Annotated in this window: 22 protein-coding genes and 1 pseudogene; 7 read left to right on the top strand and 16 right to left on the bottom strand. The window is 64.8% G+C overall.

Features of this window, described 5'->3' with window-relative positions; translation table 11 throughout:
• Nucleotides 1-59: 59 nt before the first annotated feature.
• Nucleotides 60-1,757, top strand: coding sequence for a GMC family oxidoreductase (locus AB4Z51_RS01265; protein ID WP_441496886.1), 1,698 nt, complete (start codon nt 60-62; stop codon nt 1,755-1,757).
• Between the two features lie 21 nt (nt 1,758-1,778).
• Nucleotides 1,779-2,252, top strand: a complete 474-nt coding sequence (locus tag AB4Z51_RS01260) for a GNAT family N-acetyltransferase (RefSeq protein WP_441496885.1) — start codon at nt 1,779-1,781, stop codon at nt 2,250-2,252.
• On the opposite strand, the gene AB4Z51_RS01255 is transcribed toward AB4Z51_RS01260, so the two are convergent.
• Nucleotides 2,245-2,853 (bottom strand): TetR/AcrR family transcriptional regulator, encoded by a 609-nt coding sequence (locus AB4Z51_RS01255; protein WP_085405324.1) that lies wholly within the window; start codon nt 2,851-2,853, stop codon nt 2,245-2,247. The two genes, AB4Z51_RS01260 and AB4Z51_RS01255, sit on opposite strands and share 8 nt — an antisense overlap.
• A 79-nt stretch (nt 2,854-2,932) precedes the next feature.
• Between AB4Z51_RS01255 and AB4Z51_RS01250 the strand changes: the two genes are divergently transcribed.
• A complete protein-coding gene (locus AB4Z51_RS01250) occupies nt 2,933-3,832 on the top strand; it encodes an NmrA family NAD(P)-binding protein (RefSeq protein ID WP_441496884.1) in 900 nt (299 codons plus the stop codon).
• Nucleotides 3,833-3,850: 18 nt separating this feature from the next.
• Here the strand turns inward: AB4Z51_RS01250 and AB4Z51_RS01245 are convergent, their stop codons facing one another.
• Together AB4Z51_RS01245 and AB4Z51_RS01240 are read right to left on the bottom strand one after the other, a co-directional pair.
• Nucleotides 3,851-5,344 carry a carboxylesterase family protein gene (locus tag AB4Z51_RS01245; RefSeq protein WP_085405325.1) on the bottom strand — a complete coding sequence of 498 codons (1,494 nt, stop codon included), beginning with the start codon at nt 5,342-5,344 and terminating at the stop codon, nt 3,851-3,853.
• 21 nt (nt 5,345-5,365) lie between these two features.
• Nucleotides 5,366-6,706 (bottom strand): MFS transporter, encoded by a 1,341-nt coding sequence (locus AB4Z51_RS01240; protein ID WP_085405283.1) that lies wholly within the window; start codon nt 6,704-6,706, stop codon nt 5,366-5,368.
• 208 nt (nt 6,707-6,914) lie between these two features.
• Here AB4Z51_RS01240 and AB4Z51_RS01235 point away from each other — a divergent pair, with 208 nt between their 5' ends.
• Complete coding sequence (locus AB4Z51_RS01235) at nt 6,915-7,565, top strand: TetR/AcrR family transcriptional regulator (RefSeq protein ID WP_085405284.1); 651 nt, start codon at nt 6,915-6,917, stop codon at nt 7,563-7,565.
• 198 nt (nt 7,566-7,763) lie between these two features.
• Here AB4Z51_RS01235 and AB4Z51_RS01230 read toward each other — a convergent pair whose 3' ends face one another.
• From AB4Z51_RS01230 to AB4Z51_RS01205, 6 genes are read right to left on the bottom strand one after another with little or no spacing between them, the layout of a single operon-like run.
• Nucleotides 7,764-8,549 (bottom strand): ABC transporter permease, encoded by a 786-nt coding sequence (locus tag AB4Z51_RS01230; RefSeq protein ID WP_085405285.1) that lies wholly within the window; start codon nt 8,547-8,549, stop codon nt 7,764-7,766.
• Entirely contained in the window at nt 8,546-9,403 is an 858-nt protein-coding gene (locus AB4Z51_RS01225; RefSeq protein WP_244623317.1) for an ABC transporter permease, read from the bottom strand. Before AB4Z51_RS01225 ends, AB4Z51_RS01230 begins: the two co-directional genes overlap by 4 nt.
• Nucleotides 9,404-9,427: 24 nt before the next feature.
• The gene (locus AB4Z51_RS01220) at nt 9,428-10,474 is read right to left on the bottom strand and encodes an ABC transporter substrate-binding protein (protein WP_441496883.1); all 1,047 of its coding nucleotides are present in this window, start codon (nt 10,472-10,474) and stop codon (nt 9,428-9,430) included.
• A gap of 27 nt (nt 10,475-10,501) precedes the next feature.
• On the bottom strand, nt 10,502-11,809 hold the full coding sequence (locus AB4Z51_RS01215) for an NAD(P)/FAD-dependent oxidoreductase (RefSeq protein ID WP_441496882.1): 1,308 nt from the start codon (nt 11,807-11,809) through the stop codon (nt 10,502-10,504).
• Between the two features lie 15 nt (nt 11,810-11,824).
• Nucleotides 11,825-12,538 carry an HAD family hydrolase gene (locus AB4Z51_RS01210; protein ID WP_085405287.1) on the bottom strand — a complete coding sequence of 238 codons (714 nt, stop codon included), beginning with the start codon at nt 12,536-12,538 and terminating at the stop codon, nt 11,825-11,827.
• A 36-nt stretch (nt 12,539-12,574) separates the two neighbouring features.
• Nucleotides 12,575-13,657: an ABC transporter ATP-binding protein gene (locus AB4Z51_RS01205; RefSeq protein WP_085405288.1), complete on the bottom strand. Its 1,083-nt coding sequence runs from the start codon at nt 13,655-13,657 to the stop codon at nt 12,575-12,577.
• A 212-nt stretch (nt 13,658-13,869) separates the two neighbouring features.
• Here AB4Z51_RS01205 and AB4Z51_RS01200 point away from each other — a divergent pair, with 212 nt between their 5' ends.
• Entirely contained in the window at nt 13,870-14,808 is a 939-nt protein-coding gene (locus tag AB4Z51_RS01200) for a LysR family transcriptional regulator (RefSeq protein WP_085405289.1), read from the top strand.
• 20 nt (nt 14,809-14,828) lie between these two features.
• Here the strand turns inward: AB4Z51_RS01200 and AB4Z51_RS01195 are convergent, their stop codons facing one another.
• From AB4Z51_RS01195 to AB4Z51_RS01165, 7 genes are all read right to left on the bottom strand, one after another.
• Nucleotides 14,829-15,980: an alpha-hydroxy acid oxidase gene (locus AB4Z51_RS01195; protein WP_063981332.1), complete on the bottom strand. Its 1,152-nt coding sequence runs from the start codon at nt 15,978-15,980 to the stop codon at nt 14,829-14,831.
• Between the two features lie 114 nt (nt 15,981-16,094).
• Complete coding sequence (uxuA, locus tag AB4Z51_RS01190) at nt 16,095-17,285, bottom strand: mannonate dehydratase (RefSeq protein WP_085405290.1); 1,191 nt, start codon at nt 17,283-17,285, stop codon at nt 16,095-16,097.
• Between the two features lie 72 nt (nt 17,286-17,357).
• Complete coding sequence (locus AB4Z51_RS01185) at nt 17,358-18,407, bottom strand: L-idonate 5-dehydrogenase (RefSeq protein WP_441496881.1); 1,050 nt, start codon at nt 18,405-18,407, stop codon at nt 17,358-17,360.
• A complete protein-coding gene (locus AB4Z51_RS01180) occupies nt 18,404-19,810 on the bottom strand; it encodes a TRAP transporter large permease (protein ID WP_085405292.1) in 1,407 nt (468 codons plus the stop codon). Before AB4Z51_RS01180 ends, AB4Z51_RS01185 begins: the two co-directional genes overlap by 4 nt.
• 4 nt (nt 19,811-19,814) lie before the next feature.
• Nucleotides 19,815-20,393, bottom strand: coding sequence for a TRAP transporter small permease (locus AB4Z51_RS01175; protein ID WP_085405293.1), 579 nt, complete (start codon nt 20,391-20,393; stop codon nt 19,815-19,817).
• A gap of 233 nt (nt 20,394-20,626) precedes the next feature.
• A complete protein-coding gene (locus AB4Z51_RS01170) occupies nt 20,627-21,586 on the bottom strand; it encodes a sialic acid TRAP transporter substrate-binding protein SiaP (RefSeq protein ID WP_071917185.1) in 960 nt (319 codons plus the stop codon).
• Between the two features lie 89 nt (nt 21,587-21,675).
• Nucleotides 21,676-22,485 (bottom strand): FadR/GntR family transcriptional regulator, encoded by an 810-nt coding sequence (locus tag AB4Z51_RS01165; RefSeq protein ID WP_135216105.1) that lies wholly within the window; start codon nt 22,483-22,485, stop codon nt 21,676-21,678.
• A gap of 146 nt (nt 22,486-22,631) precedes the next feature.
• On the opposite strand from AB4Z51_RS01165, the gene AB4Z51_RS01160 reads away from it, so the two are divergent.
• Both AB4Z51_RS01160 and AB4Z51_RS01155 read left to right on the top strand, forming a co-directional pair.
• Nucleotides 22,632-24,116: a mannitol dehydrogenase family protein gene (locus AB4Z51_RS01160; protein ID WP_441496880.1), complete on the top strand. Its 1,485-nt coding sequence runs from the start codon at nt 22,632-22,634 to the stop codon at nt 24,114-24,116.
• Between the two features lie 98 nt (nt 24,117-24,214).
• Nucleotides 24,215-24,306 (top strand): annotated as a pseudogene (locus tag AB4Z51_RS01155) (nuclear transport factor 2 family protein); the annotation flags it as partial.

The raw sequence follows: 24,306 nt of genomic DNA, 5'->3' as shown, positions 1-24,306 counted from the left end.
TGACCTCGGGAAAATAACGCGCTACGTTTCCCGGACAAGACCAAGAGGAAACGCCAATCGTGTACGACTTCATTATCGTCGGCGGCGGCTCGGCGGGGTCCGTGCTGGCCCACCGGCTCTCCGCAAAGAGCGCCAACAAGGTCCTGCTGTGCGAGGCCGGACAGGACACACCGCCCGGCAACGAGCCCGCCGAGATCAGGGACAGCTATCCGGGCACGGCCTATTTCGATCCCCGCTTCCACTGGACCGAACTCAAGGTCACGACCCAGATCGTCAGCCACAACAATCCGAACGAAGCGCGTCCTCCCCTGCGCAAATACGAGCAGGCGCGCGTGCTGGGCGGCGGCTCGTCGATCAACGGCCAGATGGCCAACCGCGGCGCACCGACCGACTACGATGAATGGGACGCGCGGGGCGCCGACGGCTGGAGCTGGAACGACGTGCTGCCTTTCTTCAAGAAGGTCGAGCGCGACCTCGATTTCGACGGCCCGTACCACGGCAAGGACGGCCGAATTCCGGTGCGCAGAATTCCGCGTGGACACTGGACTCGGCATTCGCAGGCGTTCGCCGACGCCTTCCAGCAGGCCGGCCATCAGTTCGTGCCTGACCAGAACGGCGAGTTCGTCGACGGCTATTTTCCGGTGACGCATTCCAATCAGGCCGAGCAACGTGTCTCGGCCGCGATGGGTTATCTCGATCGTGACACGCGCAAGCGCGCCAATCTCACCATCTCCACCAACACGCAGGTCAAGGAGCTGCTGTTCGAAGGCACGCAATGCGTCGGCGTGAAGGCGATGGTCGACGGACAGGAACAGGAATTCCGCGGCCGCGAGATCATCCTGTCCAGCGGCGCGATCCATTCGCCGGCGCATCTCCTGCGCGCCGGCATCGGCCCGGTCGGTCATCTCAAGGATATGGGCATTCCGGTCCTGATGGGGCTGGCAGGTGTCGGTCAGCGCCTGATGGATCATCCTTCGATTTCGCTGTCGTCCTTTGTCCGCCGCGGCGCGCGCATGAACGAGCACACCAGGCGCCACATGCAGCTTGGCCTGCGTTATTCATCCGGGCTGTCGGGCGTACCGAAGGGCGACATGTTCGTCGTCCTGCTCAGCAAATCGGCCTGGCACGCGGTCGGCGAGCAGATCGGCTCGCTGCTGACCTTCGTCAACAAGACCTATTCCGAGACCGGACAGGTCAAGCTCGCCTCGCGCGATCCCGCTGCCGAGCCGATTGTCGAGTTCAATCTGCTGTCCGACCGCCGCGACCTCGATCGCCTGATGAGCGGCTTCCGCAAGATGGCGGCCGTGCAGATGAGCGACGTGGTGAAAGCGGTGACGGACAAGCCGTTTCCGGCCGCCTATACGGACAAGGTGCGCAAGATCGGCGTGGTCAATACCAAAAACAGGATCCTGACCAAGATCGCCGCGACCTTGATGGACGGGCCGGCGGCGCTGCGCCACTACCTGATCGATAATTTCGTCGTCGAAGGTTTCACCTTCGACCAGGTGATGAACGACGACGATGCGCTGGAAGCCTTCGTCCGCAAGGCGACCATCGGGGTGTGGCACGCCTCGTGCTCATGCCGCATGGGCCGGGCCGACGATCCGATGGCGGTGGTCGATAATCAAGGCCGCGTCAAAGGCGTTCAGGGCCTGCGCGTCGTCGACGCCTCGATCTTCCCCGTGGTGCCGTGCGCCAACACCAATTTTCCGGTGCTGATGTCGGCGGAGAAGATCGCTGCGTCGATAATGCAGTGAGGGCTAGCGACTGCCGGGCGGGTGGAGGGATCAATAGATTGCAGCATCCGCCCGGCGCGCGAAGAGGATAGCGGCGAAATCAGCGCCGTCATTCTGCGCGCACCGCGCGAGACAAATGCCAGGGATTACACAGACAAAATCATCGAGCGGGTCGAGCATAGCTTCAGCCCGACCGCCGTTCTGGAGCTGATCCGCAAACGCACGGTCCTTGTTGCCGCCCTTGGCGGCCGCGTCGTTGGAACGGCGAGCCTTGACGGAAGCGTCGTCCGCACGGTCTTCGTGGCTCCCGACGTTCAGGCGCAGGGGATCGGCAAGTTCCTGATGGCCGAGATCGAACRCATCGCGCGCGAGCGAAACATCGCTTTTTTGACCGTCCCATCTTCAGTCACCGCCGAATCCTTCTACGCCCGGCTCGGGTTCAAGGCCGTGCGCGACAGCTACTATGGCGATGAGCGCACGATCATCATGGAGCGATCGCCCGCTGCCCCTATGTAGGCTTGGATTGGCTCGCGGGCGGGAGGAACGGCCATGCCAACATTGCAAGTTCTACGACACCGCGAAGCTCGCCGACAGTCGCGCCGGCTTGCGGCAAATTCATTATCGCCTGCAACACACCAAGGTAGTGCCACGCCAATCCCTCGATGTCCGCTGTCGCCGCCAATTCTCCACTTGCGACCGCCTCGCGTAAAATGCCGCCGAGGATCGCGCGCTGCCGCGTAAGTCCCTGCCGCGCGACCGACTGGCCTGCCGGAGGCAGGTCCACCATCTCAGCGCACGATCGGGCCAGCATGCATCCAGCGGGCCGCGCCGTCTTGCCCGCTCTGGGCAAGAATTCGTGCAACAGCGCTTCAAGCTGTTGGCGCTTCGTCTCGCCTCGAACGGCGCTCATGCGCCGCTCGACGCGCTCGACGTAAGCCGAAAGGACCTCCCCGAATAGGCCGTCCTTGTCTTGGAATCGCTTGTACATGCTGGACCGCGACAAGCCCATCGCCGTCGTCAGTTGATCGATCGACGAGGCCGAATAGCCGTGACGCCAAAACACATCCATCGCGGAGTTGATCACGGCATCGTCATCGAATTGGGGTTTTCCACTCATGCCATTCTCACTTGACATCATGGAACGATCGTTCCAAGTATTTTGAACTGATCGTTCCAAGATACGAAAGGTTATCCGGATGTTCAACCCCTCCCAGGGTAGCGCCGCCCGTACGCGCATTGCGGTGGCGGGAGCCACAGGTCGCGTGGGCTCCGCCTTGATTTCGAAACTGTTCACGGAACCGGTTGAGATTGTGGCATTGACCCGCACGTCGGATGCTGGACGTCTGCCGTCCGGAGTTTCGCCTGCGACCGTGGACTTCGATGCGCGATCGACTTTGGACAACGCGCTGCGCGGAGTTGACCGTCTGTTCCTCGCCCACGGCACGTCCCCCCGGCAAGTCGCCAATGAAATTGCGCTGATCGACGTAGCCGTGGCCGCCGGCGTAGGCCACATCGTCAAATTGTCCGTGTTGGGACCACCGTCTCGGCTACATCCGTTCGACTGGCATGCGCAAATTGAGGCGCATCTTGCGGCCTGCGACGTAGGCTTCACGGTTTTGCGGCCATCGAGTTTCGTCGATATCCTGGCACGGGCTGGCGCTCCAGTCGCCAATGACGCATGGGGCGGGGCAGCCGGCGATGGATTGGTCAACTTGATCGACGCACGCGATGTGGCGGACTCGGCTTTCGCTGTCCTTCTCGACGACGCGCACGTAACTTCTCAGCGCGCCTATCACCTGACCGGGCCAACCGCAGTCAGCATGCCTGAGATAGCAAGTGAAATGTCCAGACTGCTTGGACGTGTCGTCACATATCAGCACCGAAGCCCTGCGGAGCAGCGTGAGAAGCTGATGGCGTCTGGACTCAACGAATTTGTCGCCGACCTGCTGCTCGGTCTGGATCGCCTTTTCTACGAATCGGTCCTCGCAGAAACCACGTCAACTGTTCGCGAGTTGACCGGCCACGCTCCGCGCCCGGTAACCGATTGGCTAAGCGACAACATCTCGGTGTTTCAGGCGACGCATCATGGAGTCTAATCTCATGGTGCTGCCTTGCTACATCGCAGTCACAGCTTGCGCTGCTCCGGACTGCGCCGATAGCTCCGCCCATACGCGGAAGCGCGCGCCGTTGTTGAGCGGCACGATGTGAAACGGCTGGCCGAAGATCGCGAGCGGCTCATGGCCCGGCTCGAACTGCGGCCAGGCTTGCGCGACGTCCGGCATGCCGGTCGTGACGAAGCGCAAGACGCTCGCCTGAAACCGCGCCGCGACATCAATGTCGGCCGGGGTCATCGGCCCGCCCTTGCGCCTGAGGATCGGCCGATCGATGAAATCAGGCAGATGCGCCCACAGGCAGGCATTGTCCGCGCCATGGGTTGGTCCCTGCGACAGGAACGGCTCCAGCGCCGGGCGATGATCGAACCGGCTCAACCACACCGCGCCGCCTGCCGCAGCATGACGCCGCGCGAGATCGGCCATGGGGCGATGCCAGAACGCATCCGACAACAGCGCCTCGTACGGATCCTCGTCGAGGCGCGCGTTGGCGCGATAATACGATAGCAGCCGGCACCAGCCGGCATCGCCGAACGTCGCGCGCACTTGTCGCTCGGTGGTGCGGATCATCGCGGCCGGCGGCATGCTCTTCAGGAACATCACCATCTCGTCGCGGCAGGAGCCGAGCCAGAGCGGAATGTCGCGCAAAGTTTCGTCGGCGAAGACGTCGCGCGGCTCGCACGCGATCACGGTCCCGTCGAGCACCGGACCGAACACGGTGCCTGCGTCCGTCTCGTCCGCGAGCCTGCGTCCGACGCGCTCTACCGCCGCGAACAGCTTTGGCAGCGGCACGGACGCAATCGCGCTGGGATCGCGCGCAAGCTCGAGCTCCTCGAGCACGTGGCGCGCGACATCGTCGGCGTGCCCCGCACTCATGATGTTGCGCCCAGGCGCGCTCAGCGCGAGGGCACGGATAAACTTGCTTCGTGCATGCGGCAGGGTTGCGAGCGCGATCACCATGGAGGCGCCGGCGGATTGTCCCGACAGCGTAATCGCATCCGGATCGCCGCCGAAATTCGCGATGTTGGCACGGACCCAATCGAGCGCCGCGAGCGTATCCTGGAGCGCGAGGTTGTTGGCTTCGGTGAGGCCGTAGCGATGCAGTTGCAGAAAGCCGAGCGGCCCGAGCCGGTAGTTGATGGTGACAATGACGGCCGGACCGTGGGCGGCGAGGAAGGAGCCGTCATAATCGGCGCCGCCGCCGGTGACGAAGGCGCCGCCATGGATGAAGAACTTGACCGGCAGCGGGTGATCCGCCGCCGGCGCCCAGATGTTCAGGCTGAGACAGGATTCCTCGTCAGCATGATCGAGGTGGCCGGGCTGCGGCGCGTAAGCGCCGTAGTCCGTGCATCGGCGCGGCTCCGTCCACGCGAGCGGCGGTGTCGCCCTGGCAAAACGCCGCGCGGTCGCGAACGGCACGCCCTTGAACACGCGTAAGCCGTTCTGCTCGGCGCCGATGATCGGCCCGCTCGTGGTCGAAACTGCGTTGGTCAACATGCGACTTTCACTCATCCCGACTCAGGCGTGCCGCTTGCCGAGATCGGCGATGTCGACATTGAGGGTTTCGCGCGCGGTTGCCGCAGATGCCGCCGAGATCACGCAGCAGCAGGCAACGAAGATTGCCACGGGGATCCAGCCGTTCGGCCCCTCGCCGACCAGGCTCGCACTCACCAGCGGCGTGAAGCCGGCGGCGAGGAAGCCGAGCTGCGTGCCGATCGCCGTGCCGGAGTAACGCACGCGCGCGTCGAACATCTCCGCATAGAACGACGGCCAGATCGCGTTCGGCGCGGCGTAGATGACACCCGAGAGGATCATCGCCGCGGCGAAGATCGCCGGCGTATTCCCCGATGTCACCAGCATGAAATACGGGAACACCAGCACCGCACAGCCGAGCACGCCACCGATGAACACCGGCTTGCGGCCGATCCTGTCGGCCAGCAGCGCCCACAGCGGCTGGGTGATCAGCGCGGTGACATTGCCGAGCACGCCGGCCCACAGCATGGTCGGGCGGGCGACGCCGAACTTGCTGGTGGCATAGCCGAGCGCGAATACCGCGGTCATCGTGCTCACGGTCGCGATCAGCGCGCAGACGATGACGCGCAGCACGTCCGGCCAGTAGTCGCGCATGAGCGTAACGACGGGGAAGCGCGCCACCTGCGCCTTGTCCTTGATGTCTTCGAAGACGGGCGTTTCCGGCATGGTCCTCCGCACCAGGTAGGCGACCAGCAGCACGAGCGCGGAGAGCAGGAACGGAATGCGCCAGCCCCAGCTCAACAACTGGTCTTCCGGCAGACTCGACACCGGGATGAACACCAGTGTTGCAAGGATCGCGCCGGCCTGGGTGCCGCTCAAGGTCCAGCTCGTGAAGAAGGCGCGGTTCGAATTGGCGGAATGCTCCAGCGTCAGCGAGTTGGCTCCGCTCTGCTCGCCGGCAGCCGACAGGCCCTGCAACAGGCGGAGCAGCGTCAGGATGACAGGCGCGGCGTTGCCGATCGTCTTGGCATCCGGCAACAGGCCGATCGCCAGCGTCGAGCCGCCCATCAGAACCAGCGTGAACAAGAGCACCGTCTTGCGGCCAATACGGTCGCCGAAATGGCCGAGGATGACGGCGCCCACGGGCCGGGCGATATAGCCGATGCCGAAGGAGAGCAACGCGAGCAGCGTCGCGGTCGAGGGATCGACATTGGCGAAGAACACTTTTGGAAAGATCAGCGCCGCCGCGGTGCCGTAGATGAAGAAGTCGTAGTATTCGAGCATGCTGCCGACGAAGCTGACCAGCGCGGCGCGCTTCGGCAGCTTGTTCGGCGTGGCTTCCGCGCTGGATGATGCGCGCAGCGGTGCGGTTGACGTCAACGTCATTGAAAGCTCCTCCCCATGTGGCCGGTGCGGTTCGCGTCAGGCAGATCGCCTCGCGCGCGTTTTCTGGTTCTGGTTGCCGCAACTTTGGTCTGGAGCGATGATGTACGAACTAGTACGTTTATGCAATACGCATTGGATCAGTGCCCAGACGGGTGAAATTTGCCTTCACCTTCAAGGTGATCCGTGGAAACTGGCGGGAGAAACAGTGATGCTCGAGCGTATGCCGCCCCCATCGAAGCGCACCAACGACCCCGAGCGCACCAAGCGCGACATCCTCGAAGTGGCGATGGCCGAATTCGCCTCGGAGGGCTATTCCGGCGCCCGCGTCGATGCGATCGCGGCGCGCACGCGCACATCCAAGCGGATGATCTATTACTATTTCGGCGGCAAGGAGCAGCTCTACCTCGCGGTGCTGGAGGAGGCCTATCGCAGCATCCGCGCGCTGGAAGACCAGCTCGACATCGAAAGCTGCGACGCCCGCGAAGGACTGCGCCGGCTGATCGAGGCCACCTTCGACCATGACGAGCGCAATCCGAACTTCATCCGCCTCGTCAGCATCGAGAACATCCACCACGGCAAGCACCTGAAGCAGAATTTGCAACTGCGCCAGCTCAACGCCAGCGTGATCGCGACGCTCGACGGCATCCTCGAGCGCGGACGCGGCGAAGGCGTCTTCCGCGACGACGTCGACGCCATCGACCTTCACCTCGCCATCTCTTCCTACTGCTTCTTCCGCGTCGCCAACCGCCACACCTTCGGCGCCCTGTTCGACCGCGACCTCAGCGAGCCCAGGGTGCTGGCAAAGAGCCGGACGCAGATCGTGGAGATGATCCTGGCGTGGCTGGGAGCGAAGGCTTAGCCGCACACTTGCTGTCATTCCCCGCGACCCGGCTACGCCAAGGCTTCGCCGGGGCTGCGGTCCAGGGGCGCCGAAGCTTTAGCGTAGGCGGCAGGCGGGGAATCCAGTACGCTGCGGCCTATCGAGGAACCACTACCGTCTCTGGAATACTGAATCACCCGCTTTCGCGGGTGATGACGGCGGAGGCCGGAGCCCCCCTCACCCGCCCTTCTTGCCCCGCGTGCTCGCCAGCAGCACCAGCATGAACGACGCCACCGTCATCAGCGTCGAGATCGCGGCGATGGTCGGGTCGATCTCGTCACGCAGCGCGGTGAACATGCGCTTGGTCAGCGGCTGATACTGGCCGCCGGAGATGAACAGCGCGACGATGGTCTCGTCCATCGCCGAGATGAAGGCGAAGATGCCGCCCGCGACCACGCTGGACTTGATCTGCGGCAGCGTCACCGCGAAGAAGCTGCGCAGGCGGTTCATGCCGAGGCTGCGCGCCACCATCTCCTGCGCCGGATCGAAGCTCTGCAAGCCCGCGAGCACCGAGATGACGACGTAGGGCAGGCCCAGCATCACATTCGCCAGCACGAGGCCGGGCATGGTCGCGACCAGGCCGACCTTTGCATAGACGAAGAAGATGCCGACCGCAGTGATGATGATCGGCACCACCAGCGGCAGCAGCAGCGCCATGTGGATGATGCGCATGATGCGCAGCTTCGACTGGCTGATCGCGTAGGCCGCCGCGACCCCGCACGGCGTTGCGATCAGGACCGTGAAGAACGCGACCGTCAGCGTCACCCGCGTCGCCTGCATCCAGGCCGGATTGGCGAAATATTGCTGGTACCAGCGCAGCGAGAACGACGGCGGCGGGAACGTCAGGAAGCGCGCACTGGAAAACGAGATCGGCGCGATGATCAGCACGGGCAGGATCAGATAGACCAGCACCAGCGCGCTGATCACGTAGAGGACAATCCGTGCGGGCGAAGTGCGCGTCATTTCTGCCCCAACACGCGATCGAGCGAGATGAAGCGGCTGACGGCGAAGAAGATCAGGAGCACGCTGAGGAGCAGCACCACGGCGACCGCGCTCGCGGCGCCGAACTGGTTGTAGAGCTCGACATTGCGGCTCACCAGCATCGACACCATCACGGTGCGGCCGCCGCCGAGCAATTCCGGCGTGATGTAGAAGCCGAGGCAGAGCACGAACACCATGGTGCAGCCGGCGAGCACGCCCGGCAGCGACAGCGGCAGGAACACCCGGAAGAAGGTGAGCGACGGGCTCGCCCCCAGGCTCGCGCCGGCCTGCATCAAATCACCGGGGATCTTCTGCATGGTGGCATAGAGCGGCAGCACCATGAACGGCAGCAGGATGTGCACGGTCGCAACCACCGTGCCGAACGTGTTATGCACCAGCGCGAGCGGCTCGGAGATGACATCGAGATAGCGCAGGAGCTGGTTGATCACGCCGGTGCGCTGGAGCAGCGCCAGCCAGGCATAGGCGCGGACCAGCACGGACGTCCAGAACGGCAGCACCACCAGCGACAGGATCAGGATGCTCCACCCTTTCGGCACTGCGTTGGCGAGATAGGCCACGGGATAGCCGAGCAGCAGCGCGATCACGGTGACGGCGAGGCTGATCTCGAAGGTCAGCGCAAAGCTGCGCCAGTAGATGTCTTCGGTGAAGACCCGGCGATAGTTCTCCAGCGTGAAGCCGTCATGGTAGATCGACTGCCAGGCGAGCCAGCCGACCGGCAGTACGATCAGGAGAAGAATCACGAGCAGCGCCGGCGACACCAATGCCAGCATCAGCGCATGCTCGCGGCGCTGATGCTTTTGGGAGGAATCTGGCATGGATGTCGCCAAGGCTGACCTCGCTCACTTCTGCATGAACGACGCCCAGCGCTTCTCGGCGGCCTCGCCCGCGGGCGAGGACCACCAGGCGTAGGACATCAGCGCCTGCTTGGCCGCATTCGCCGGCTCGCTCGGCAGTTGCGCGGCGCGCTCGGGCTTGATCACGCCGGTCTCGAACGCCTTCGGATTGCCCGGACCGTAGTCGATGTGGAGCGGCAGATTGGCCTGGTGCACGGGATCGACGGCCTCGTTGACGAATTTGACTGCCGTCTCCAGATTCGGCGCGCCCTTGAGGATGCAGAGCGAGGTGCTCTGAAGGACGCCCTGGTTGTAGGTGAAGGAGACCTTTGCACCCTCCTTGGCCACCGCGCTGACGCGGCCGTTCCAGGCCATCTCCATGTCGACCTCGCCGTCATTGAGGAGCTGCGCCGACTGCGCGCCTGAGGTCCACCACACGGTGATGTGCGGCTTGATCTCTTCCAGCTTCTTGAAGGCGCGGTCGACGTCGAGCGGGTAGAGCTTGTCGGGCGCAACGCCATCGGCCATCAGCGCGGCCTCGAGCGTCGCGAACGGATGGTTGCGCAGCGCGCGGCGGCCGGGAAATTTCTTCACGTCCCAGAAATCGGCCCAACTGTTCGGCGCGTCCTTCGGGAAGGTCTTCTGGCTGTAGGACAGCACGCTGGAATAGAACTCGTACGACACCGAATAGGGACTGCGATAGGCCTCCGGCATCGCCGCGCCGTTTGGAATCTTCGAAAAGTCGAGCTTCTCGATCAGCCCCTGCTCGCCGCCGCGCAGGCAGTTGCCGGTCGGGGTGTCGACGACGTCCCAGATCGGCTTGCCGCTGCCGACCTGCGTCTTGATCGCGGGCCAGGCGTCCGGGATGGAGTCCTGGTTGATGGTGATGCMGAGCTTCTTGGCGGAGGGATCGAGGATCGCCACCGTCTGCGCCGCCTGATAGGCGCCGCCTTGCGAGACGAAGGTGATCTGCTCGGCGGCGCTCGCCGCAGTGGTAAATCCGATTGCGCCCAGCATTGCACAGCCCAATCCAAAATTGCGTGTCGTCATCATCCTCGCCTCCTCCATCACCAAATAATCTCACTGACCGATCGCATCGAGAAACTGGTACCAGCCGGCGACCATGCGCACGGCGGGCTCGCGCAGCGGATAGAACGGGATCGTCTTCATGCGCCTGATATCGAGCAGCCCGACCTCGGGCGTCTCGCCGCGCACGAAGGCGGCGAGATAGCGGCCCATCAGGCTCGACATCGCAACACCCGCGCCGTTGTAGCCCATCGAGACCAGCGTGCGGTCGTCGAGCCGGCCGATATGCGGCACCGAGTCCAGCGTCATCGYGACGAGGCCCGACCATTTGTAGGCGAGCGGCACATCGGCAAGATCCGGGAAGATGCCGACCATCGCCTTGCGCAAGGCGTCGAAGGCAGCTTGCGAGTCCTGCTTGCCGAAAGCACCGCGCCCGCCGAAGATGACGCGATTGTCGACCATGCGGAACCAGCGCATCATGCGCTTGGTCTCGGTGTAGGTCCGACCCGTCGGCATCAGCTTGCCCGCGAGATTGCGCGGCAGCTGCTCGGTCGCGACCAGGGCGCTGCGGAACGGGATCAGCGTGCGCTGCATGTGCGCGGTCGCGCTGGTGAGATCGGAGTAGCTGTTGGTGGCGATGATCGCCTGTTTCGCGCGCACCGCGCCTTGCGGCGTCTCGGCGACGATGCCGCCGTTCTCACGCCGGAGTTTGACCACCGGCGACTCCTGGAAGATCGGAACACCACGGCGCGCGACGCCATCGGCGAGCCCGCGCAGATAGTTCAGCGGATGAATGCCGCCGGAGCCGGGATTGAGCACGCCGCCGACGAAAATGTCCGAGCCGGTCTCGTCGCGTACGCCATGTTTGTCGAGGATGCGGACCTCGGCGGAGCCCATCTCGCGCGTCATCCAGTTGGCTTCGTCGATCGCGGCTTTCAGCGTCGTCTCGTTATGCGCGGCCTTGACCTGGCCCGTGCGCGTCAGCGCCGCGCTGGCGATGCCGAATTCGGACACCAGCTCCTCGACCATGTCAGTCGATTCATGCGCGATCTCGTACATGCGCTGCGCCATGGCGCGGCCATGGGCGGCGTCGATCTCGCGGAACGACAGGCGGAATTTTGCGGTGATCACCCCGCCGTTGCGGCCGCTTGCGCCCCAGCCGGGACGGTTCGCCTCCAGCACGACCGGCGACAGGCCGCTCTTGGCGATGTGGTGCGCGGCGGACAGGCCCGTGTAGCCTGCACCGATGATCACCACATCCGCCTGTTGCTCGCCCGACAGCACGGGAAACGCGCGCGCCGGCTCCGCCGTGGCTTCCCACAGCGAGTTGGCCGATGGCAATGCGCTCCAGTCCCGTGTCATGCCGCCGCTCATGCCTTACGCCGGCCCGATCGCCGCGTCCGCCAGCGCCTTCAGCGTCGGGAAGTGGAAGTCCGGCTTGGTCAGCGTCTCCACCGCCGGCGTGCCGCCAAACCCGCCGATGCCCTGGCGGCGCTCGATCCAGCACACCTTGTAGCCGAGCTTTCGCGCGATCCCGATGTCGTGGTACTGGCTCTGCGCGACGTGCAGGATGTCGGACTGCTTGTAGCCGAAAGCTGACTGGCGTCCCTTGTTGTAGGCGAAGAACTCCGGGTTCGGCTTGGCAACGCCGGTATCGTCGGCGCAGACGGTGTCGTCGAAGGGATTGCCGAGCGCGTGCGCGTAGCAGGAGAGCGCGACGCGGTCGGCATTGGTCATCGCGACCAGCCGGAATTTCGTGCGCAGGCGCTTCAGCGCCTCGACCGAATCCGCGAACGGCCCCCAGCGCAGCACCGAAAGCTGGAACACATCGCAGGACGCATCGTCGGAGGGAAGCCCGAGCTCCTTGGCGAGATGGCGATAGACGTGGAACATCGCCTCGCTCGAGCGCTCATAATGCTTGTCGCGGCCGCGCTTGTAGGGCTCGAAGATCTGCTCGTCGCTGAGCTCGGCCGGCGACTTGCCGGAGATCTTGCGCACCGCGGAGAGCACGCCGGTCTCGAAATCGATCAAGGTGCCGACGACGTCGAAGGTGAGAACCTTGAAATTGCTGAACGAGGCTGCTGACGACATCTTTGGTTTCTTCTCTCGGTTGAACAGGGCTTGAGTTCAGTCCCCCGCCCTGGGGACAACGATGGTGTCCTCGGGGTGAAGGGTCACGGTGAGGCTGCCGCCGAGCGGCGGGATGCGGCTGTAGGCCTGGTGATAGCTCGGCTGGCGCAGGCTGAGCGCGATGCCATCGGTGAGCGCCAGGAAGATGCGCAGGCTCTCGCCCTGGTAGACGATGTCGGTGACCGTTCCGGTCAGCCGGTTGCAGGCGGCATCCTGCGCGCCGTCGTCGATCAGGAGCTTTTCGCTGTGCACGGCCAGCATCAAGGCATCGCCATCGGGAATGGCACGGGCGCTGCGCAGCAGCGCATTGCCGAGCGCGACGCTGGAGGCATCGACGCGGCGAACCGGCAGCATCGTCGCTTCCCCGATGAAGCTCGCGACGAAGGAATCCGCGGGATGATCGTGCAGCCGCTCGGGCGCGTCGATCTGGATCAGCCGGCCGTCCTTCATCACGGCGACGCGGTCGCTCATGGTCAGCGCCTCGCGCTGGTCGTGGGTAACGTAGATGATGGTGGCGCCGATGCGCCGGTGCAGCGCGCGCAGCTCGATCTGCATGGATTCGCGGAGCTGCTTGTCGAGCGCAGAGAGCGGCTCGTCCATCAGGATCAGGCGCGGCTCGAAGATCATCGCACGCGCCAGCGCCACGCGCTGGCGCTGGCCGCCGGAGAGCTGCGCGATGCCGCGCTCTTCATAGCCGGCGAGACCGACCATCGCGAGCGCCGCGCGCACCTTGTCGGGCCAGCTCGCTTGCGGCAGGCGCCGTGCGCGCAGGGGAAAGGCGACGTTCTCGCCGACGCTCATATGCGGGAACAGCGCGTAGTTCTGGAACACCACGCCGATGTCGCGCTTGTGCGGCGGCATCCAGGTGACGTCACGACCGCCGAACAGGATGGTTCCGCTCGATGGCAGGATGAAGCCGCCGAGAATTCCAAGCAGCGTGGTCTTGCCGGAGCCGGAGGGCCCGAGCAGCGAGACGAATTCGCCGGCGCCGACATTGAGCGAAACGTCGTCGAGAGCGCGAACGGGGCCATACGCCTTGCTCGCGGACCTGATCTCGACGCTTTCCGCTCGTTTGTCCAACGATCGACCTCGCCTCGTTCCCTGCAATGGCGTGCCTCACTGCGCGCCATAAGCCTGCTTTATAGACAGGAATTTTGAGCACTCACGGCCGAAGCGTGCACCGCACCAAATCTTCGTTCGCAAGCCCTGTCTTTAGGCTGTGATGCCAATGACACCAGACTTGGCAAAACTCGGCAATTGCCAAATTCTCACCGCGTCCATAACATGGCGTTATGCCCGAGCTACGCCGGATGCTGCCCTCCAGTAACGCCCTGTTCGTCTTCGACGCAGCGGCGCGCAATGGCAGTTTCACGGCGGCAGCAGCCGAGCTCAACGTCACGCAGCCGGCGGTAAGCCGCATGCTCGGACAGTTCGAGGAGCATCTCGGCGTCCGCCTGTTCGACCGCACTGCGGGGCGCGCGGTGCTCACCGAGGAAGGCGAGCTGCTTTATCGCCGCGTGCTCGAAGGCTTTCGCAGCATCGAGACCGGGCTCGTCGAGATCGAGCGGCGCCGCAAGGGCACCGAGACGGTGACGCTGTCGGTCTCCTCCGCCTTCACCACGCATTGGCTGATGCCGCGCATCGACAAGCTCCAGAAGCAGTTTCCCGAGGTCGATCTGCGCTTCCAGCTGATCTCCGGCGCGCTACGCGGGCCGGTGGAGAATGTCGACCTCGGCATGCGATTCCGTGACCGCGACGAGCCGTCATCCGGCGGCACGCTGGTGATGAAGGAAGTCATGCTGCCGATGTGCAGCCCTGGCTATCTCGGCGAGACCGATCCCGCTGAAGGCAACACCATCATTCGCCTCGCCGAGACGCCGGGCGATTGGGCGGCGGATTACACCTCGCTTCTGACCGGCCGCCGCGGCGCGGCCAAGGCGCTGAGCTTCACCGATTATGCCGTCGTGATGCAGGCCGCCCTGCTGGGCCAGGGCATCGCACTCGGCTGGCTGACGGTGGCCTCGCACTGGCTCCTGACCGGCGCGCTCGTGCCGGCCTCCGAGACGCTCACCACCACGCGGCGCATCTGCGAATTCCTGCCGCCGCGCAACCGTCCGATGCGCCCCATCGCCGCCGAGATCCGCGACTGGATCATCGCGCAGATGAAAAGCGAGATCGCCGCGATCGACCTGCTCTATCCGAAGCTCGGCGCGATGGCTGCCTGCTATTGAGGCCGAACGATCACCGCGCGCTACCCCGGCCGAAAGCGCAGATTGGCGCGCGATAGCTGGCTGATCGACGTACATCCCATCAGCTTCATATCGCGCACGAGCTCGGCCCGCAGCAGGCCGAGGGCCCGTTCGACGCCGGGCCGGCCGGCGGCGGCGAGCGGATAGAGATAGTATCGTCCAAGCCCGACCGCCTTGGCCCCGAGCGACAGCGCTTTCAGGATATGGGTTCCGCGCTGGATGCCACCGTCCATCATCACGTCGATGCGGTCGCCCACGGCATCGACGATTTCGGCGAGTTGATCGAAAGCCGAGCGGGAGCCGTCGAGCTGGCGGCCGCCATGATTGGAAAGGACGATCCCGGCACAGCCGATATCGACCGCGCGGCGCGCGTCTTCCACCGACATGATCCCCTTCAGGCAGAACGGGCCGTTCCAGGTCCGCACCATCTCCGCGACATCGTCCCAATTCATCGCGGGATCCAGCATTTCCGTGAAGTAGCGGCCGATCGACATGGCGCCGCCGCTCATGTCGACGTGCTCCTCCAGTTGCGGGAGCCTGAATTTTTCGTGGCTGACATACTGGATACCCCACATCGGCTTGATCGCGAACTGCAACATGCCCGCAGGCGTCAGACGGAAGGGAATGCTGAAGCCGGTGCGCAGATCGCGCTCGCGATTTCCCCCGGTGATGCTGTCGACCGTCAGCATCATCACCTCGACGCCCGCGTCCCTGGCGCGCTGCATCATGGCGCGGTTGAGACCGCGATCCCTGTGGAAATAGAATTGATAGACCTGCGGCGTGTCGTGGGCCTTGCGCAATTCCTCGAGCGACACCGTGCCCAGCGAGGAGACGCCGAACATGGTGCCGTAGCTCGCCGCGGCAGCGGCGACGGCACGCTCGCCTTCATGATGGAACAGGCGCTGCAGGGCGGTCGGCGAGCAGTAGAACGGCAGCGCGAGCTTCTGGCCCATGATGGTGACCGAGAGATCGACGTCCTGCACGCCGCGCAGCACGTTGGGCAGAAGGTCGCAATGCTCGAAGCTCGCGCTGTTGCGGCGATGGGTGGTCTCATCGTCGGCCGCGCCGTCGATATAGTCGAAGATCGGACCGGGCAGTCGGCGGCGCGCCAGCCGCCGGAAATCGTGGAAATTATGACACTGTGTCAGGCGCATTTCTCAACTCCGCTCGCGGCATGCTCTGCGCGACGATCATCTTGCCATCGCGCCGCTGATGCTGTCAGCGGCCGCCATCGCGGCGATCTCTCGCCTGATGGCGCCGCCGGTCTCCTATCGATGCTCGATCGCCCTGATCGCGCCGCGGAGTTCGGCGAGGCCGCGCAGGCGGCCGATCGCGGTGTAGCCGGGATTGGTGCGCTTGGTGGCGGCGAGATCGTCGAGCATACGATGGCCGTGGTCGGGACGGAACACGATTCTCTTGTCGGGCGAACGCCGCGCGTTCTCCTTTAACAGCGCCTTCAGCACCGCGACCATGTCGACGTCACCGTCGAGATGGTCGGACTCGTAGAAGGACAGGCCGTCGGCCTCGCGCTTGGTCGCGCGCAGATGCGCAAACGCAATGCGCGGGCCGAAGCGCTCGGCCATCGCGGGCAGATCGTTCCCGGCGCGCACGCCGAGCGAGCCGGTGCACAGGCAGATGCCGTTGGCCTTGGATGGCACGGCATCGAACAGCGCCTGATAGTCGTCGGCGGTCGAGGCAATGCGCGGCAGGCCGAACAGCGGGCGCGGCGGATCGTCCGGGTGCAGCGTCAGGGAGACGCCAAGTTGCTCGGCGACCGGCGTGACGCGGCCCAGGAACTCGGCGAGATGCCGGCGCAGGATCTTTGGCGTGATGTCGCGATAGGTCTCCAGCCGGTCGCGGAATTGCGGGATGGTCATCGGCTCGGTGGTCGAGCCCGGCAGCGCGCTAGCGATGACCATGACGAGGTAGTCGATATCGGCCTGGCTCATCTTCTCGAACAGCTTTTTGGCGCGAGCCTGCTGCTCGGGCGAATACTCCTGAACGGCGGCGGGACGCTTCAGGATATGCAGCTCGAACGCGGCAAAGCGGTCCTGGTCGAAGCGCATGGCGCGGGCGCCGTTCGGCAGCTCCCACTCCAGATCGGTGCGGCACCAGTCCACCACCGGCATGAAATTGTAGCAGATGATCTTGATGCCGGCCGCGGCCACCGCTTCGAGGCTCGCGATCCACGCCTCGATCGAGGCCGTCGCGTTGGCCCCGAGCCGCTTGACGTCGTCGGGGATCGGAATCGACTCCACCACCGACCAGGTCAGTTGCGAGCGGCCGGGCTGGCCATGCTCGATGAAGTTCTTGCGCTCCTCGACCGCCTTGCGTGTCCAGGCTTCGCCGATCGGCACCTGATGCAGCGCCGAGACGATATCCGTCGCCCCGGCCTGCCTGACATCGTCCAAAGACACCGGATCATCCGGACCGTACCAGCGCCATCCCTCGAGCATCATCGAAATTCTCCTAAAGCGTTTTCGAGCGAAGTGGATACCGGTTCGCGTGAAGAAACGCGTCAAAACAAAGAATCAGTTCGCGGTCAGCACGACCTTGACGCTCTGCGAGCGGTCGAGCGCCAGCCGCAGTGCGTCCGGCGCGGTCGACAGCGGCCGCTCGGCGGTGACCAGCGACAGCACGTCGACGCTGCCGGCGCCGATCAGTTCCACTGCGGTCATGAACTCGAAGCCGAAGCGGAACGAGYCGCGCAGGTCGATCTCCTTGGCCATCACCGCATTCGACGGCGTCGGAATCTGGCCGCCCGGCAGATTGCCGATCTGCACCACAATGCCGCCGCGCCTGACAATGCCGATCGCGCTGGCAAGGCCCGCGGCGGTGCCCGAGACCTCGAACGCGACGTCATAGGGACGCGATGCGGCCTGTGCCTTCAGTYCTTCCTCGCCGCTCGAGACGTTCTCGACGTGAGAGGCGCCGAGCCGGGTCGCAAAGGCGAGCGGCGCCGGCGCGATGTCCGCCACCGTGATGTCGGCCATACCGGCGCGGTGTGCGGCGAGCATGGTCAAAAGCCCGATCGGGCCGGCACCGAAGATGATGCCGCGCTTGCCCTCGATGTTGCCGGCGCGCGCCACCGCATGCAGGCAGACCGCGAGCGGCTCGGCCAGCGCCGCGGCCTGATAGGAGACGTGGTCGGGGATCTTCACGCATTGCGCGGGGACCGCGTCGAAATAATTGGCGAAGCCGCCCTGCATGTGCGGCGTCTTCGAGGCCGAGCCCATGAAGTAGATGTTCTCGCAGAGATTGGGCCGTCCCTCGCGGCAGGCGACGCAATGGCCGCACCAGCGCGACGGATTGACGGCGACACGGTCGCCGACCTTCAGGTTCGCTGCGGAACCTGCGATCTCCACGACCTCGCCGGAGATCTCGTGGCCGAGCACGAGTGGCGACTTCACGACGAAATCGCCGGTCCGGGCATGACGGAAATAATGCATGTCGGAGCCGCAGATGCCGCCGGCGCCGAAGCGGATGCGCACCATGCCATCAGCGAGCTTGTCGAGCGGATGCTCGATCATGCGCAGATCTTCGGGGCCGAACAGGGTTGCGGCGAGAGCGGTGGAGGTCATTTGGAGAGTCCCATGTATTTAGGCAGCCAGAGGGTCAGTTCGGGAATGTAGGTGATCGCGATCAGCGCGACCATCAGCGGCACCAGCCAGGGCAGGATCGCGACCGTCGTGCGCTCGACCGAGAGCTTGGCCACGCGGGCGAGCACGAACAGCACCATGCCGAGCGGCGGATGCAACAGGCCGATCATCAGGTTCAGCGTCATGATCAGGCCGAAATGGATCGGATCGATGCCGAGCTTGAGCACGATCGGCAGCAGGATCGGCACCAGGATGGTGATCGCCGCGGTGGTGTCGATGAAGCAGCCGACGAACAGGATCAGGACGTTGGCGAGCGCCAGGAACACCCATTTGTTGTGGGTGATGCTGAGCATCCAGTCCGAGAGCATTTGGGCTGCCTGCGACACCGTCAGCAGCCAGGCGAAGATCGAGGCTGCCGTGACGATGAACAGCACCGAGGCCGTGGTCTCGATGGTGTCGAAGGTCGCCTTCGCCACGGTCTTCAAGGTCATCGTGCGGTAGCGGACGAGGCCGAGGAACAGCGACCAGATCACGGCGGCGACCGCGGCCTCGGTCGGCGTGAACCAGCCGAGCGTCATGCCGCCGATCAGGATGACCGGCGCCATCAGCGCCATCACCGCAGAGAAGTCGAAGTACCAGTCGATCGCGAGCAGCGCGCCGAGGCCGATGACAACGGCCATGTTGGTCGACATGCCGGCCAGCACCATCAGCCAGATCGCGAGCGGGAAAGCCAGCACGATGGCGATCTCGAGGCCGGCCGAGCCGAGCTGCGGCCAGGAGAACGGCGTGTCGCTGCCCCATTTGTTCTTGTGCGCGAAATAGGTGACCGTGGCCATCATCAGCAGCGTCATGACGATGCCGGGAATGACACCGCCCAGGAACAGCGCACCGATCGAGACGTTCGCCATCATGCCGTAGATCACGAAGGGCAGCGACGGCGGGATGATGGGCCCGAGCGTGGCTGAGGCCGCGGTGACGCCGACGGAGAACTCGGTGGAATAGCCGTGGTCCTTCATCGCCTTGATCTCGATGGTGCCGAGACCGGCGGCATCCGCGATCGCGGTGCCGGACATGCCGGAGAAGATCACCGAGCCGATGATGTTGACGTGACCAAGGCCGCCGCGCATCCAGCCGACCAGCGCGACCGCGAATTTGTAGATGCGGCCGGTCACACCGGCGATGTTCATGAGATTGCCGGCCAGGATGAAGAACGGCACCGCGAGCAGCGGAAAGCTCTCGACGCCGGCGATCATGCGCTGCGCCAGCGTGACATCGGGCGTCACGCCGCTGACCAGGATGTAGAGCAGCGACGACGCGGCCATGGCGATCGCCACGGGAACGCCGAGCAGCATCAGGACGAGGAAGCCTCCAAGCAACAGCAACATAACTTTACCCCTCAAAACCGTCGTAGGCGCCGGGACGTTCGAGGATCGAATAGCCCTGTCGCGAATGTTGGATGGCCACCTGCACCGAGCGCACGAACATCAGCACGAAGCCCGCCAGCACGGCGTAATAGACGTAGTCCTTGGGCAGATTGATCGTGGTCATCGACTCGTCGCCGATGATCTGGATGTAGACCCAGACCAGCTTGATGGCGTAGCCGAAGAAGGCGATCCGGATCAGGTCGATCGCGGTCGCCAGCGCGCGCGCCACGACATGCGGCAGATAGCGGTAGATCAGATCGACCTGGATGTGCCGCGACAGCCGCACGCACATCGAGGAGCCGATGAAGACCACGCCGATCAGGCAGTAGGTCGCGATCTCCTCGGTCCAGGCATAGCTGTCGTTGAGGACGTAGCGGGTGAAGAACTGGAGGAAGACAGCAAGCGCCATCACCCAGAAGATCACCAGCGCCACCCAGTCCTCGAAAGCGTAGACGCCGAGATCGACCTTCGGCACCGCCTCTTCCTCGAAGGTGTGGGCGATCTCGTCCCCGGTGATCTGCCGGTGTATTTCGGCGGTGGACATGGGGTTACTCCTCAACCTCTTAATCGTCATTCCGGGGTGACTCGAAGAGCCGAACCCGGAACGACGACTTAATTCTACGAACTCCGCTCCTCATCCTGAGGAGCTTGCGAAGCAAGCGTCTCGAAGGATGGCCTCGGGCGACGCCCGAGCGACATCCGGGCCTTCATGGTTCGCCCGGCGATGCGAAGCATCGTCCGGAGCGCGCTTCGCGCTCCTCACCATGAGGGTCTCGGTTATTTCACCGCCTGAATGCGTTCCCAGTCGGCCTTGCGATAACCGAAGGTCTCGAACGCAACGTTCTTCAGCACGATGTCGCGGAACTCGTTCTTGTCGACCTCGGTCACGGTCAGTCCCTTCTCCTTGAAGAAGGAAACCAGCTTGGCCTCGTTCTGCTTGATCTCAGCGGTCGCTTTCGCAGCCGCCTCCTGGGCGACGTCGGTGAAGATCTTCTTGTCCTCGTCGCTGAGCTTCTTCCAGAGCGCGCCCGCCACCACCGTGTTGAGGTGGTCGACGATGTGGCCGGTCAGCACGATATGTTTCTGCACTTCGTAGAACTTCTTGGCCTCGATCGTGGTCAGCGGGTTCTCCTGCGCCTCGACGGTGCCGTTCTGAAGCGCGAGATAGACTTCGGCGAACGCGATCGGCGCGGTGTTGGCGCCGCAGGCGCGCGGCATGGCGAGATAGGCCGGAACGTCGGGCACGCGCATCTTCAGGCCCTTGAGATCGGCGCAGGTCTTGATCGGCTTGTTCGACGAGGTCTGGCGCACGCCGTAATAGGTGACCGCGACGATGTGGTGGCCGCTCTTGTCCTCATAGCCCTTGGCGAGCTCCTTGAAGATGTCGCTCTTGGTGTAGGCAAGGAGATGGTCGGCGTCGCGGAAGGTGTAGGGATAGTAGGTCACGCCGATCGGCGGGAAGCTCTTGGCCGCGAAGCTCGAACCGGAGATGATGATGTCGACCGAGCCGAGCGAGAGGCCCTGGTTGATGTCGGCTTCCTTGCCGAGCTGCGACGCCGGATAGACGTCGACGGTATAGCGCCCGTTGGTGCGCTTGCCGATCTCCTGCGCGGCCCAGACCGAGGCGGTGTGGAACGGCTCCGAGGTCTCGTAGACATGGGCCCATTTGAGCTTGGTCTGCGCCATGCCGGGATTGGTCGCCGCGAACATTGCCGCGACCGAAGTCGCCAGCACCATCGTCATCTTCTTCAACACTGACTTATCCTCCACTGACTAAAGTCTGCTTCTTGTTTGCCCGCCCCAAACCCGGGACGAGCCGCCCAATCTCATCGTCGCCGCACGCTGCCGCTTTTGGCCTGCGTCTTCGCGCGTTTTGGTTTTGCCGGTTTCGCCGGCGTGCGCGCGACCCGGCCTCGCTCCGCGGGCGATCCCGCGGCGGTCTCGGCACCAAAGTTCTGCGCAAAGCGCTCCTGCGAGCGCGCTAGATGCTTGCGCATGGCCTCGCGCGCGGCGTCCGGATCATGCGCCGCAATCGCGTCACGCACGGCGCAATGCTCGTCGAGCGCGGTGCGCCAGGTGCCCGGGCTTTCGAAGTAATGCGCAAGCTGCGCGAAATAGGGATTGAGGCGCTGGTCGAACAGCTCGCCGACCACGCGCACCAGCACGGCATTGCCGAGACTGCCGGCGATCGCGACGTGGAAGGCACGATCGTGCACCATCGAGGCCTCGCCGGGATGCTCGACATTCTCCATGGCGACAAGCGACGCATTGATGCGGTCGATATCGTCCTTGGTCGCCACGCGCGCGGCCTGCTCGGCGATCGCGCTTTCCAGGAATTCGCGGGCGCGCAAGAGCTCGAACGGGCCTTCGATGCCGGCGGCCGGAAGCGCAGGCGCGGCGTCCGCCGGCTCGGTCACATAGATGCCGGAGCCGACGCGGATGCGGACGCGGCCCTCGACCTCGAGCGCGATCAGGGCCTCGCGCACCGTCGGCCGCGAGATCCTGAGCTGTTCGGCGAGTTCGCGCTCGGTCGGCAAGCGGCTGCCGACCGCGTACTCGCCGCTGTCGATCAGGCTTCGCAATTGATCGGCGACCTGGCGGTAAAGCCGTCTCGCCTCCACAGCTTCCAGCGGCACGCTGGCCTCCCCGAAAGGGTCTCGCCGGGAAGCATCGCGTCCCGGCGGCCCGCCAATTTTGGAAAATTGGTCTTACCAATTGACCGGAGCATTGACCGAGGACAGGCGCCATGTCAAGCAGCGGCCAAACACAGGGAGAGACGACCATGCGCCATAGTTCAACGCGTCTTGGCCGCGCCAATCTCGACCGGCTGCCGTCCGCCATCCGCCGCCCGGCCTATGACCGCTCGCGCGTTACGCCCGGCATCGTGCATCTGGGCCTGGGCGCCTTTCATCGCGCGCACCAAGCCGTCGTCATCGACGACTGCCTTGCCGCAGGCAACTCGTCCTGGGGTATCGTCGGCGCGAGCCTGCGCAGCCCGGATACGCGCGACGCCCTCGCCCCGCAGGATCATCTCTACACTGTGGCCGTACGTGCCGCCGAAGGCACCGAACACCGCGTCATCGGCGCGCTGCTCGACAGCGTCGTCGCGCGCGAGAAGCCGGCAGCACTGGTCGATCGGATGGCCGATCCCGCCATTCGCATCGTCTCGCTGACGGTCACCGAAAAGGGCTATTGCCACACGCCGCAGACCGGCGATCTCGACGAGCGGCATCCGGATGTCGTGCACGATCTCAACAATTTTGACGCGCCGCGCTCGGCGCCCGGCTTCATCGTGGCCGCACTGGCGCGCCGGCGCGCACAGGGGCTGGCGCCCTTCACCGTGCTCTGCTGCGACAATCTCGCCGCCAACGGCCACACCGTGCAGCGGATCGTGACGCAGTTCGCCGCGCTCCGGTCGAAGGACCTCGGCAAGTGGATCGCCGATAGCACCGCCTTCCCGTCGACCATGGTCGACCGCATCGTGCCGGAGACGACGGACGCCGACCGGGATGCGATCTCGAACGCGCTCGGCATGCGCGACGCCTGGCCTGTGATGACCGAGCCGTTCACGCAATGGGTGGTCGAGGACCGCTTCACGGCGGGGCGGCCCGATTTCGCCGCCGCCGGTGTCGAGCTCGTCACCGACGTCAAGCCGTTCGAGCTGATGAAGCTGCGGCTGCTCAACGCCAGCCATTCGGCGCTGGCCTATCTCGGTTATCTCGCGGGCTACGAGACCATCGCCGACACCATGCTGGATCCGCATTTCGCCCGTCTCGCCGCGCAGGTGATGGAAGAGGCCGCGGTGACGCTGACGATGCCTGTTGGCACCGATCTCGCCGCCTATCGCGCCTCGCTGCTCAAGCGCTTCGCCAACCCCGCGCTGCATCACCGTACCTGGCAGATCGCGATGGACGGCTCGCAAAAGCTTCCGCAGCGCCTGCTCGGCGCGATGCAGGATCGCCTGCGCAAAGACCTGCCGATCGCGACGCATGCGCTCGCGGTGGCCGGCTGGATGCGTTACGTCACCGCACGCGACGAGCAGGGCCGCGCCATCGACGTTCGCGATCCGCTCGCCGCCGAGTTCGCCGCGCTGGCGCGCGAGGCGGGTCCCGTCGCTGAACGGCTTGCGCAGRCATTGCTCGGGGTCGAGAAAGTGTTCGGACCGCTGGGCACTGAGCCGCGCCTGCGCGAGGCCGTGACCATGGCGCTCAGCCGTCTCTATAAGGACGGCGCGCGGCGGGCGGTGGAGACACTTGTCTCGGCGTGACCACAAAGCAGGCAATGCTGCACTGCGGTCCAAATCGAACGCAAAGTCGGACGGAAGTCGCGCTTGATTTTTGCCTGCCATTGCCCCACCCGAGAGGCATGGCAAAGGACAAAAAGGTCATCGCCGCGAACGCGGCCTTCTACGCCGCCTTTTCAACGGGCGACTTCGACGAAATGGAGCGGATGTGGGC

The sequence above is a fragment of the Bradyrhizobium sp. 2TAF36 genome, from assembly GCF_052114925.1.
GTDB classification, from domain to species: domain Bacteria; phylum Pseudomonadota; class Alphaproteobacteria; order Rhizobiales; family Xanthobacteraceae; genus Bradyrhizobium; species Bradyrhizobium barranii.
The sequence above is the reverse complement of the archived record's forward strand: the minus strand, read 5'-3'. Positions and strand labels throughout refer to the sequence as shown.